At 63.6% G+C, this 11,488-nt stretch carries 10 protein-coding genes; 9 read left to right on the forward strand and 1 reads right to left on the reverse strand.

What is annotated here, in order from left to right:
- Positions 1 to 6: 6 nt before the first annotated feature.
- From V1279_RS15680 to V1279_RS15700, 5 genes are read left to right on the forward strand one after another with little or no spacing between them, the layout of a single operon-like run.
- Positions 7 to 1,260, forward strand: coding sequence for a CaiB/BaiF CoA transferase family protein (locus V1279_RS15680; protein ID WP_334437395.1), 1,254 nt, complete (start codon positions 7 to 9; stop codon positions 1,258 to 1,260).
- Positions 1,261 to 1,312: 52 nt separating this feature from the next.
- A complete protein-coding gene (locus V1279_RS15685; protein WP_334437397.1) occupies positions 1,313 to 2,305 on the forward strand; it encodes a tripartite tricarboxylate transporter substrate binding protein in 993 nt (330 codons plus the stop codon).
- An 11-nt stretch (positions 2,306 to 2,316) separates the two neighbouring features.
- On the forward strand, positions 2,317 to 2,799 hold the full coding sequence (locus V1279_RS15690; RefSeq protein ID WP_334437399.1) for a tripartite tricarboxylate transporter TctB family protein: 483 nt from the start codon (positions 2,317 to 2,319) through the stop codon (positions 2,797 to 2,799).
- A gap of 11 nt (positions 2,800 to 2,810) precedes the next feature.
- A complete protein-coding gene (locus V1279_RS15695) occupies positions 2,811 to 4,337 on the forward strand; it encodes a tripartite tricarboxylate transporter permease (RefSeq protein ID WP_334437400.1) in 1,527 nt (508 codons plus the stop codon).
- On the forward strand, positions 4,334 to 5,365 hold the full coding sequence (locus V1279_RS15700; protein ID WP_334437402.1) for a 4-hydroxythreonine-4-phosphate dehydrogenase PdxA: 1,032 nt from the start codon (positions 4,334 to 4,336) through the stop codon (positions 5,363 to 5,365). Before V1279_RS15695 ends, V1279_RS15700 begins: the two co-directional genes overlap by 4 nt.
- A 9-nt stretch (positions 5,366 to 5,374) precedes the next feature.
- Here the strand turns inward: V1279_RS15700 and metC are convergent, their stop codons facing one another.
- A complete protein-coding gene (metC, locus tag V1279_RS15705) occupies positions 5,375 to 6,568 on the reverse strand; it encodes a cystathionine beta-lyase (RefSeq protein WP_334437404.1) in 1,194 nt (397 codons plus the stop codon).
- 336 nt (positions 6,569 to 6,904) lie between these two features.
- Between metC and V1279_RS15710 the strand changes: the two genes are divergently transcribed.
- Genes V1279_RS15710 through V1279_RS15725 form a run of 4 tightly spaced genes read left to right on the forward strand, consistent with a single transcriptional unit; the run spans position 6,905 to position 11,425 of the window.
- Positions 6,905 to 7,921 (forward strand): amino acid ABC transporter substrate-binding protein, encoded by a 1,017-nt coding sequence (locus tag V1279_RS15710; RefSeq protein WP_334437406.1) that lies wholly within the window; start codon positions 6,905 to 6,907, stop codon positions 7,919 to 7,921.
- 24 nt (positions 7,922 to 7,945) lie between these two features.
- Entirely contained in the window at positions 7,946 to 9,148 is a 1,203-nt protein-coding gene (locus tag V1279_RS15715) for an amino acid ABC transporter permease (RefSeq protein ID WP_334437407.1), read from the forward strand.
- Positions 9,148 to 10,671 carry an amino acid ABC transporter permease gene (locus V1279_RS15720; protein ID WP_334437408.1) on the forward strand — a complete coding sequence of 508 codons (1,524 nt, stop codon included), beginning with the start codon at positions 9,148 to 9,150 and terminating at the stop codon, positions 10,669 to 10,671. Before V1279_RS15715 ends, V1279_RS15720 begins: the two co-directional genes overlap by 1 nt.
- A gap of 10 nt (positions 10,672 to 10,681) precedes the next feature.
- Positions 10,682 to 11,425, forward strand: coding sequence for an amino acid ABC transporter ATP-binding protein (locus V1279_RS15725; protein ID WP_334446406.1), 744 nt, complete (start codon positions 10,682 to 10,684; stop codon positions 11,423 to 11,425).
- The last annotated feature ends 63 nt before the right edge of the window (positions 11,426 to 11,488 follow it).

An 11,488-nucleotide genomic window follows, 5' to 3' on the forward strand; every position in this document is an offset into this window, starting at 1 on the left:
GCCCGTATGTCCGTTCGAAACGACAAGACGCCGCGTTCGGGACCGCTCACCGGCCTCAAGGTCATCGATCTCACCCATGTGATGGCGGGGCCGACCTGCACCCTGATGCTCGCCGACATGGGCGCCGACGTCATCAAGATCGAGAAATCGCCGAATGGTGATGACACGCGGCATTCGGTGCCGCCTAAGATCGGCGACGAGGCGGCTTCCTTCCTGATGATGAACCGCAACAAGCGCGGCATCGTGCTCGACCTGAAGACCGCAGGCGGCAAGGAAGTGCTGCGGCGGCTGATCGCCGGCGCCGACGTTCTGGTCGAGAATTTTGCGCCGGGCGCGATGGAGCGGCTCGGCTTCGGCTATGAGGATCTGCACAGCGATTTTCCGGCGCTGATCTATTGCTCGCTGTCGGGTTTCGGCCGCACCGGCCCGTACCGGCATCGCCGCGGCTTCGATCTGGTCGCCCAGGCGATGAGCGGCATCATGAGTTTCACAGGCGAACGGCCGGATGGCCCGCCGGTGAAATGCGGTCCGCCGCTGTCCGATATCACGGCCGGACTGTTGGCCAGCATGGGCATCCTTGCCGCCTATTCGCACCGGCTCAAGACCGGTGAAGGGCAATGGGTGGAGACATCGCTCTACGAGGCGGCGCTGGTTCAGACCTATTGGCAGTCGACGATTGCGCTCGCCAGCAATGTGGCGCCGCGCGCCATGGGCTCGGCCCATCCGCTCAACGCGCCGTATCAGGCGTTCGAGGCGTCCGACGGCTGGCTCGTGGTAGGCGGTGCCAACAAGAAGCATTGGCTGTTGATGCTGGAAGCGCTTGACGCGCTGGAACTGGCCTCCGACCCGCGCTTCGTCAACGGCTCCGACCGCATGGCGCATTTGAAGGAGCTTGAAGCCGAACTGAGCGTCCGTTTCCGGAAACAGACCCGGGCGCATTGGCTGGCGGCACTTGACGAGAAGGGCGTGCCCTGCGGCCCCGTTCACGACATGCTGGAAGCGCTGAGCGATCCGCAGACGCTGGCGCGCGAGATGGTGGTCGAGGTCGAACATTCGACGCTCGGGCCGGTGAAGACGATCGGGCTGCCGGTCAAATTCTCGGCGACGCCCGGCAAGGTGCGTTCGGGCGCGCCCGTCTATGGCGAGCATACGCGCGAGGTGCTGCGCGAACATGGTTTTGATCAGGCGCAGATCGACGCGTTCCAGCGGGAGGGCGCGATCGTTGCCGCCTCGCCCGGCCGCAAGGAGCAGGTCGCCTGACGAGAAAACGAAGATCCAAATACAACAAAAAAAGCCTACCCGGAGGAAACCAATGAAGATCACTTCAAAACTCCTGCTGTCCACGACAGCGTTCATGCTCGCGGGCGCAATTCCGGCCGCCGCGGCCTGGCAGCCGCAGAAGCCGATCGAGTTCGTCGCAACCGCGGGGCCGGGCGGCGGCACCGACAATCTCGCGCGCGCCGTCCAGAGCATCGTCACCAAGTACAAATTGACCGATCAGCCGATCGTGGTCGTCAACAAGGGCGGCGGCAGCGGGGCGGAAGGCTATGTCTACGGCAAGGCGTCGGCCGGCGATCCCTACAAGGTGATCTTCGGCACTTCGAACGCGTGGCAGCAACCGCTCGTCTCCAGGGTCGCCTTCAACTACACCGATCTCACCCCGATCGCCGCAATGGCGCAGGACGAGTTCCTGCTGTGGGTAAAACATGACGCGCCCTACAAGACCGCGGGCGACTTTCTCAAGGCGGCAGCCGGGACCGAGTTCAAGATGGGTGGCGCGCAGTCCAAGGACACCGACGAGGTCTTGACGCGGATGATCGAGAAGGCGGCGCGCGTCAAATTCACCTACATCCCCTTCAAGAGCGGCGCCGAGGCCGCCGTGCAACTGGCCGGCGGTCATATCGATGCGCACGTCAACAATCCCTCCGAGAGCCTTGGGCAGTGGCGCGGAAGTACCCAGCGCCCGCTCTGTGCCTTCAGCCCGAAGCGGTTGCCGCAGGGGCCGAAGGTCACCGCGTCAGAAGGCTGGAGCGACGTGCCGACCTGTGTCGAGCAGGGACTGGCGATTTCGCAATATGAGCAACCGCGGACGGTGTGGCTGCCGGGCAAGGTCAGCCCGGAGCAGGCGGCGTTCTACGTCGATCTCATGAAAAAGGTGCAGGCGACGCCCGAATGGAAGGACTACATCGAGAAGACCTCGCAGGTCGACACCTTCCTGACCGGCGCTGCGTTCGACGATTTCATCAAGCAGGACCTCGTACACGTGAAGCAGGTTGCAGGCGAACAGGGTTGGCTGCTGAAGTAAGGCGGGACGCGATGATATCACGACGTGCGCTTGAGATAGCCACGGCGGCGCTGACCGGAATCTTCGGCGTCGTGGTCGTCGTATCCAGCATCGACAACGGCATCGGCTGGTCCAGCGCCGGCGTCGACGCCGGCACGTTTCCGTTCCTGACCGGCGTCATCGTCGTGCTCGGCAGCCTTTACAACATGGCGCAGGGCGCGCTCGGACGCGGCACGCTCGCCATTGTCAGGGTGGCCGTCACGCCATCCGAATTGCGCCGCCTCGCGGGGCTGTTCGTTCCTGCCGCGATTTTCGTTGCCGTCATTCCCATCGCTGGGATGTATCTCGCTTCGGCGGGCTATGTTTTTGCGGTCCTGGCATTGCCGAAACGGCAATCGGTTTTTCGTTCGCTTGTCATCGCCGTGGTTACGCCGCTTGCGCTCTATGTCGTGTTCGAGCGCCTGTTCCAGGTGTCGCTGCCGCGCGGCGCGCTCGCCACAGCGTTCGGTTTCTGAAGGGACGGGCGATGGAAAACCTTCAATCGCTGCTGCACGGCTTCACCATCGCAGTCACCGTTCCGCACCTGACGCTGATGGTGATCGGCGTCCTGCTCGGCATTCTGGTCGGCGTTCTGCCGGGCCTGGGTGCGCCAAACGGGGTATCGCTGTTGCTGCCGCTGACTTTCGGCATGCAGCCGGTGTCGGCGATCATCCTGCTTTCGAGCATGTATTGGGGCGCGCTGTTCGGCGGCTCGGTGACGTCGATCCTGTTCAACATTCCGGGCGAACCTTCGTCGGTCGCCACCACGTTCGACGGCTATCCGATGGCGCGCGACGGCCGGCCGACGACGGCGCTGGCCACCGCCTTCGGCTCGGCGGCGTTCGGCGCGCTTGTTGGCGTGATCCTGATTACGTTTCTGGCGTCCTGGGTGGCGCAGGTGGCGCTCGCCTTCGGACCGCCCGAATACTTCGCGGTCTATTTCCTCGCCTTCGCCAGTTTCGTCGGCATGGGCGGTGCGGCGCCGATCAAGACGGTAGTGGCACTCGCGATCGGTTTTGCAATCGCCGCGATCGGCATCGATACAGTTTCCGGCAGCGTACGGCTCACTATGGGTATCGACGAACTGGTGAAGGGCGTCAGCTTCGTCGTTGCCGTCATGGGGCTGTTCGGCATCGGCGAGTTGCTGATTGCGGTGGAGGAGGAATTCCAGGCCCGCGCGGTATCGTCGAGGGTCGATTGGAAGGAAGTCTTCCGGGCGCTGGGCCGTCTGCCGCGCCATGGCATTGCGTTGCTGCGCAGCGCCGCCATCGGCTGCTGGATGGGCATTACGCCGGGTGGTCCTACCGCCGCCTCCTTCATGAGCTATGGCATCGCCAAGCGCTTCTCGCGCAATGGCGCGCGTTTCGGCACCGGCGAGGCTGAGGGCATCATCGCGCCGGAGACCGCCGACCATGCCGCCGGCACCAGCGCGCTATTGCCGATGCTCTCGCTCGGCATTCCCGGCTCGGCGACGGCCGCCGTCATGATGGGCGGGCTGATGATCTGGGGATTGAACCCCGGACCGATGCTGTTCGTCGATCAGAAGGATTTTGTCTGGGGGCTAATCGCCTCGATGTATGTCGGCAACATCGTTGCGGTTGTGCTCGTGTTGCTCACTGTTCCGGTATTTGCTGCCCTGATGCGGATTCCCTTCGCCGTCATCGCGCCCCTGATCGTCATCATCTGCGTCGTCGGCGCCTATTCGGTCTCGAACTCCTATCTCGACGTCGTCTTGATGCTCGGCTTCGGTGTCGTCGGCTATCTCTTCAAGAAGCTGCACTATCCGTTGGCGCCGTTGGTGCTTGCGATCGTGATCGGCGACAAGGCCGAGGACGCCTTTCGGCAGGCCATGCTGATGTCGAAGGGATCGCTCGGAATATTCTTTGCGAATCGGCTGGTGACGACCCTCGTCCTTGCCGGGATGGCGTTGTTGCTGCTTCCGCTTGTCTTGCAGATTGTGCGTCTACTGCGAAAACCGGACGAAGCCGCTCATGAAAAGGTGAGGATCATATGAACGTGCAGAGCCCCGGCAAGCCGGTGATTGCGCTGGCCATGGGAGACCCCGCCGGCATCAGCCCGGAGCTGACCGCGAAGCTCACCTGCCTCGACGAAATCCGCTCCCGCGTACGCCTGATTGTGATCGGAGACCGCCGCGTTTTCAACGAAGGCGCGCGGGTGACCGGCGTCATGACGAACCTGCCAAATGTAGCGCCATCCGCGGACCCGCGAACAATCGGCAGTGACGCCGCTTTTATGGACCTCGGCCATCTCGATCCCGCGACCATCGAACGTGGCGTCGCCAGCCAGGCCGGCGGCGCGTTCGCGCTGGAGAATTATCGTCGCGCGCTCACGCTGGCGCGCGACGGGCAGGTCGATGCGGTCTGCTTCACACCGTTCAACAAGAAGGCAATGCGACTCGCGCGCGCGGAGTATGACGACGAGATTGCGTTCTCCACGGAGATCGCCGGCCTGAAAACCCCGGCCAGCGAGTTCAACGTGCTCGATCGGCTGTGGAATGCGCGCGTCACCTCGCATATCGCGCTCAAGGAGGTGGCCTCGCTTCTCTCCGTCGAACGTATTCATCGCGCGCTGAAACTGACCGATGCCTGCATGCGACGGGCTGGCTTTGCCACGCCCCGTATCGCGGTGGCCGGGCTCAACCCGCATGCCGGCGACGGTGGCAATTTCGGCCGCGAGGAGATCGATGTGATCGAACCCGCCGTGATGGCCGGCCGGGCCGAGGGAATAGCAGTGGAGGGGCCGTTTCCGGCCGACACCGTTTTCCTGCGCGCCAAGAACGGCGCCTTTGATGCGGTGCTGACGATGTATCACGACCAGGGCCAGATCGCGATGAAGCTGATGGGCTTCGATCGCGGGGTGACGATCCTGGGCGGTTTCCCGTTTCCGATCTGCACGCCGGCGCATGGCACGGCGTATGACATCGCAGGCCAGGGCGTCGCCTCGGTTGGCGCCAGCCGGGCGGCTCTGCTGCTCGCGGCTGAGATGGCGGGCGCGGCCAGGTTGGGAAACCGGGCGGCGTGAGGTGCCCGCCTAGGCGGCAGCCCTCAACGCCGCAAAACCGCGATCGAGATCGGCCTTGAGGTCGTCGACGTTCTCCAGGCCGATGTGGAGCCGCAGTGTCGGCCCACCGGGGGACCATTTGGTGGCGGTGCGGTAGGGATCGCAGTCGAACGGGATGATGAGGCTTTCGAAGCCGCCCCACGAAAAGCCCATGCCGAACAGCTTCACAGTATCGAGCAGGGCGTCGACCGCCTTCTGCGGCACCGGCTTCAACACAATGCTGAACAGGCCGGAGGCGCCGGTGAAGTCGCGCTTCCAGATCGCGTGGCCGGGATCGCTTTCGAGCGCGGGATGCAGGACCTGCAGGACCTCGGGGCGGGCGGCGAGCCAGCGCGCCATTTCGAGGCCCGAGCGATAATGCTGCGCGAGCCGCACCGAAAGCGTGCGGGTGCCGCGCAGCGCCAGGAAGACGTCGTCGGGACCGGCGCAGACGCCGAGCAGGCGGATGCCTTCGGCAATCAGCGGCCAGGTTTTTGCGTTCGCCGAAATCGTGCCGAACATGATGTCGGAATGGCCGCCGATATATTTGGTGGCAGCCTGCATGCTGATGTCGACGCCCTGGTCGAGCGAGCGGTGAAACAAGGGCGTCGCCCAGGTGTTGTCGTCGATGACGAGCGCGCCCCTCGCATGCGCGACTTCGGCGATGGCGGGGATGTCGCTCATCTCGAACGACTGCGAGCCGGGCGCCTCAACCAGCACCGCCTTGGTGTTGGGCTTGAACAGGCTTTCGATCCCGGCGCCGATCAGCGGATCGAAATAGCTGACCTCGACGCCGTAGCGGGCGAGCATGCCGTTGCAGAAATTGCGCGACGGCCGGTAGACATTGTCGGTCACCAGCACATGATCGCCGGCACTCAGCACCGAGAGCAGGGTGGTGCTGATCGCGGCCAGCCCCGATGGCGCAAGCCCGACGCCGGCGCATTGCGGACCTTCCAGCGCCATCAGCACGTCCTGCAGCGCGCGCGTGGTCGGCGAGCCGTGACGCCCATAGGAGAATTCGGCGCGGTGGGCGTGCAGGTCCTCGGCGGTCGGATAGAGCACGGTCGAACCGTGGAACACGGCAGGGTTGACGAACCCCCTTTGTCCTTTGGTGTCACGGCCCGCGGTGACCAGTCTGGTTTCGGGTTTTTGCGGGTTGGATGGACCGTCGTTCGAAAAGCTCATGCGTTTGCATTATCCAAGACGTTATGCCGCAGCCACAACTTGATCGCGAAAACACCGCCGGGCGGCCGGCAGGACCGGGTAAGTTAATAACAAGACACAGAAGACGGCCGTCAACCCCTTGACCCGGCACGCCAGTCGTTCTGAGATGCATGCCAACTAACAGTCGCTGCAAGTTGAGGGGCCTGCCGCGATATCAGATCCACAGCCTGACCGGGATGGCACGTGAAATGCACGGTCAGGGTGACGCTTTTCAGCGGGGGATCAGCGGGTTGGCCCCACAACGTCAGGCGTTGCCTAAAAGACGATCTCCGGACGACCCCTTGAAAGGCCTAACCCATGAAACGCGTATCTTTGGTTGTTACCCTTGCCCTTGCCGCCGGTCTCACGGCCCAGGCCGCCTCGGCGCAAACCCTCAAGACGGTCAAGGACCGCGGCATGCTGTCCTGCGGGGTCAGCCAGGGCCTGCCGGGCTTCTCGACGCCGGACGACAAGGGTAACTGGACCGGTCTCGACGTCGATATCTGCCGGGCGATCGCAGCGGCCATTTTCAACGACGCGACCAAGATCAAATTCGTGCCGCTGTCGGCCAAGGACCGCTTCACCGCGCTGCAGTCGGGCGAGATCGACGTGCTGTCCCGCAACACCACCTGGACGCTGTCGCGCGACACCTCGCTCGGCGCCAACTTTACCGGCGTCACCTACTATGACGGGCAGGGCTTTCTGGTGAAGAAGTCGCTGAAGGTGAATTCGGCGCTGGAACTGAACAGCGCATCGGTCTGCGTCCAGACCGGCACCACGACCGAACAGAACCTCGCCGATTACTTCAAGGGCAACAACATGAAGTATGAGGTGATCGCGTTCGCGACCGCCGACGAAACCATCAAGGCCTATGAGTCCGGCCGTTGCGACGTCTTCACCTCCGACGTCTCCCAGCTCTACGCCGAACGGCTGAAGGTCGCCACTCCCGCCGATCACGTCGTCCTGCCCGAGGTGATCTCGAAGGAGCCGCTCGGACCGATGGTCCGCCATGGTGACGATCAGTGGTTCGACATCGTGAAATGGACGCTGTATGCGATGGTCGGCGCCGAAGAGCTTGGCATGACCCAGAAGAACATCGACGAGATGGTCAAGTCCGACAAGCCCGAGGTCAAGCGCGCCGTGGGCACCGACGGTAATCTGGGCGAGCAGCTCGGCCTGACCAAGGACTGGATGGTACGGATCGTCAAGGCGGTCGGCAATTACGGCGAGTCCTTCGAGCGCAACGTCGGCTCCGGCTCCAAGCTCGCCATCGCCCGCGGCCTCAACAATCTATGGAGCAAGGGCGGTATCCAGTACGCGCCGCCGATCCGCTAAGCGCCAGCGAGAGGGGCTGCGGCGATGGCCATCGAACCCCGAAAACCACCGTCGCAGCTACTTCCGAGGCTGCAGCGGGCACTCGGCGGCCGGGCGGGCTGGAGCGGCTTCGTGCTCCAGCTCCTGTTCGTCGCCGCGCTCGCCTGGATCTCCTACGAGATCGTCGCCAACGCCCGCGCCAACCTGCAGGCGCAACGGATCACCGCGGGCTTCGGCTTTCTTGCCAACAACGCGGGCTTTGACGTCAGCCAGAGCCTGATCCCGTATTCCGGATCCGATCCCTACACGCGCGTCTTTGTGGTTGGCCTGCTCAATACGCTGCTGGTCTCGGTGATCGGCATCTTCTTCGCCACCCTGATCGGATTCCTCGTCGCACTTGGCCGGCTGTCGCCGAACTGGCTGCTGTCGCGGATTTCGGGCGGCTATGTCGAACTGATCCGCAACCTGCCGGTATTGTTCCAGATCCTGTTCTGGTATCTCGCCGTGCTCGCCGCGTTACCCAATCCGCGGCAGAGCATCTCCATCTTCGACAGTTTCTTCCTAAGCAACCGCGGTCTGGTGATTCCGAAACCGATCGGTACGCCCGGGTTTGAGCCGTTCGTCGTTGCGCTCTTCCTGGCGATCGTGGCGGCGATTGTGCTGTGGCGTTACGCGCGCCGGCAACTGTTCGACAGCGGCAAGGTGATCAAGGTCTGGCCCTATGCGCTCGGGCTGGTGGTTGGCCTGCCGCTGGTCAGCGCGCTGATCTTTGGTCTACCCGTCACGTTTGAAGTGCCCGTCCTCAAGGGCTTCAACTTCGCCGGCGGCTCACGCGTGATTCCGGAATTCGTCGCGCTGACGCTGGCGCTATCGACCTACACGGCGGCCTTTATCGCCGAGATCGTGCGCGCCGGCATCCTCTCCGTGCACAGGGGCCAGATGGAGGCAGGCTCCTCGCTCGGATTGCAGCGTGGTTCGGTGCTTCGCCTGATCGTGATCCCGCAGGCGATGCGCGTGATCCTGCCGCCGCTGACCAACCAGTATCTCAATCTGACCAAGAACTCCTCGCTGGCGGTCGCGATCGGCTACCCCGACCTGGTCTCGGTATTCGCAGGCACGACGCTGAGCCAGACCGGGCAGGCGATTGAAATCATCGGTATCACCATGGGCGTCTATCTCCTGATCTCGCTGGTCACCAGCGCGATAATGAGTTTCTACGGGTGGCGTATCAGCCGGAGTATGGGCTGATGAGCGACAAACCTTCACCCATTTTCGTTAGCCAGGATCTTGTGCCCGAGCGGGCGGCGCCGGTGAAGACCACCGGCTTGATAGGCTTCCTGCGCACACGCCTGTTCAATTCGCCCACCAACGTCCTGATCACCATCGTCAGCGCGCTGCTGCTGTGGTTCATCCTGGTGCCCGCACTGAAATTCACCCTGGTGGATGCGGTCTGGACGGGCACGGACCGAACCGCCTGCTTGCCGAAAGGTCCCGGGGACGTGGTTGGCGCATGCTGGCCTTTCATCCAGGCGAAGCTTCCGCAGTTCATCTACGGTTTCTATCCGGAGCCGGAGCGCTGGCGGGTCAATCTGGTCTTCGTTCTTGCCGCGATCCTGCTGATACCACTGCTGATTCCGCGGCTGCCGGGCAAGGGGCCCAACGCCCTGCTGTTCTTCCTGGCATTCCCCGTCATTGCCTTCTTCCTGCTACGCGGCGGCGGGCTCGGCGGCCTCGGCGTGAGCTGGACGGCCGGGCTTCTTGCGGGCTTCAACGACAGTATCGGCGACGGCGGCAGGAAGCTCGTAGCCTCTGGCGAGACGACGGCCGTCATCGGACCGCTGCTGTGGCTCATTGGCAAGCTGATCGTGCTGCTCAGCACGGTGATTGGCTGGGTGCTGCTGCCGCTGACGTGGCTGCGCGACCAGATCCAGGCCTTCGGCCGTCCGGTCTGGGCCGACCTCATGGCAACTGCCGTGATCGTGTCCGCATTGCTGTTCTGGCTGGGCGGCGGCACGCGCGCCGGCTGGCGTCCGCTGGTCACGAGTCTGGCGATCTTTGCCGGCATCGGCATCGTGATCGCGGTGATGGGGCTCGACAACGGCGGGCTTCCGGAGGTGGACACGCGGCTGTGGGGCGGCCTTCTCGTGACGCTGGTGGTGGCAGTCACCGGCATCGTCGCCTCGATGCCGGTCGGCATTGCGCTCGCGCTCGGCCGGCGCTCGACCATTCCGCTGATCCGGATTTTCTCGATTGCCTTTATCGAGTTCTGGCGCGGGGTTCCGCTGATCACGGTGCTGTTCTTCGCAACCTATATGTTGCCGCTGTTCGTTCCGACCGGCTTCACCATCGACGGATTGGTGCGCGCCCTGATCGGGATCGCGCTGTTTACTGGCGCCTACCAGGCCGAAAACATCCGCGGCGGCCTCGCGGCGATCCCGCGCGGGCAGGGCGAGGCGGCGAGCGCGCTTGGGCTGTCGTGGGGCAAGACCACGGCACTGATCGTGATGCCGCAGGCGCTGCGCCACGTCATCCCCGGTCTCGTCAACAGCTTCATCAGCCTGTTCAAGGACACCTCGCTTGTTTCGATCGTGGCGCTGTTCGACCTGCTCGGGCAGCTCAGGGCATCGTTCTCCGATCCGGTCTGGTCGACGCCCTCGACGCTGTTCACCGGCTTTGCCTTTACCGGGCTGATTTATTTCGCCTTCTGCTTCGGGATGTCGCGTTACTCGCTGTTCGTCGAGAACCGGCTGAACGCCCATCGTCGCAACTGAGTACATGACCATGACCGCAAACTCGATCGTCGGCATCAACGCGCTCAACAAGTGGTACGGGGACTTTCACGTCCTGCGCGACATCAACCTCGACGTCGCCAAGGGCGAGCGCATCGTGATCTGCGGCCCGTCGGGCTCGGGCAAGTCGACGCTGATCCGCTGCATCAACGCGCTGGAGGAATTCCAGGAAGGTCAGATCGTCGTCGAGGGCATCGAGCTTGGGCCGAACCTGCGACGGGTGGACGAAGTCCGCCGCGAGGTCGGCATGGTGTTCCAGAGCTTTAACCTGTTTCCGCATCTGACCGTGCTGGAGAACTGCACGCTGGCGCCGATCTGGGTGCGCAACATCCCGAAAAAGGATGCCGAGGCCGCCGCGATGAAATATCTGGAGCGAGTCAAGATTCCGCACCAGGCCAACAAATATCCGGGCCAGATGTCGGGCGGTCAGCAGCAGCGCGTCGCGATCGCCCGCGCGCTGACCATGAATCCCAAGGTGATGCTGTTCGACGAGCCGACCTCGGCGCTGGATCCCGAAATGGTCAAGGAAGTGCTCGACACCATGGTTGATCTCGCCAGGGAAGGCATGACCATGCTGGTGGTTACCCACGAAATGGGATTTGCCCGCGAAGTCGCCAACCGCGTCGTCTTCATGGACGCGGGGCAGGTGATCGAGTCAAATACGCCGCAGGAATTCTTCGCCAACCCGCAGCACGCGCGGACGAAGCTGTTCCTGAGCCAGATCCTGCGGCATTAGCGCAGGTGACGTAGCAATGACGTAGCCCGGATGGAGCGCAGCGTAATCCGGGGTTGGCACCGC

The sequence above is a fragment of the Bradyrhizobium sp. AZCC 1610 genome, from assembly GCF_036924515.1.
GTDB lineage: Bacteria > Pseudomonadota > Alphaproteobacteria > Rhizobiales > Xanthobacteraceae > Bradyrhizobium.

Excerpts from the sequence above, each read along its gene's own strand:
- V1279_RS15725 (WP_334446406.1), top strand. The coding sequence starts at position 10,682 with ATGACCGCAAACTCGATCGTCGGCATCAACGCGCTCAACAAGTGGTAC.
- V1279_RS15700 (WP_334437402.1), top strand. The coding sequence starts at position 4,334 with ATGAACGTGCAGAGCCCCGGCAAGCCGGTGATTGCGCTGGCCATGGGA.
- V1279_RS15715 (WP_334437407.1), top strand. The coding sequence starts at position 7,946 with ATGGCCATCGAACCCCGAAAACCACCGTCGCAGCTACTTCCGAGGCTG.
- V1279_RS15680 (WP_334437395.1), top strand. The coding sequence starts at position 7 with ATGTCCGTTCGAAACGACAAGACGCCGCGTTCGGGACCGCTCACCGGC.
- V1279_RS15690 (WP_334437399.1), top strand. The coding sequence starts at position 2,317 with ATGATATCACGACGTGCGCTTGAGATAGCCACGGCGGCGCTGACCGGA.
- V1279_RS15710 (WP_334437406.1), top strand. The coding sequence starts at position 6,905 with ATGAAACGCGTATCTTTGGTTGTTACCCTTGCCCTTGCCGCCGGTCTC.
- V1279_RS15685 (WP_334437397.1), top strand. The coding sequence starts at position 1,313 with ATGAAGATCACTTCAAAACTCCTGCTGTCCACGACAGCGTTCATGCTC.
- V1279_RS15695 (WP_334437400.1), top strand. The coding sequence starts at position 2,811 with ATGGAAAACCTTCAATCGCTGCTGCACGGCTTCACCATCGCAGTCACC.
- V1279_RS15720 (WP_334437408.1), top strand. The coding sequence starts at position 9,148 with ATGAGCGACAAACCTTCACCCATTTTCGTTAGCCAGGATCTTGTGCCC.
- metC (WP_334437404.1), bottom strand. The coding sequence starts at position 6,568 with ATGAGCTTTTCGAACGACGGTCCATCCAACCCGCAAAAACCCGAAACC.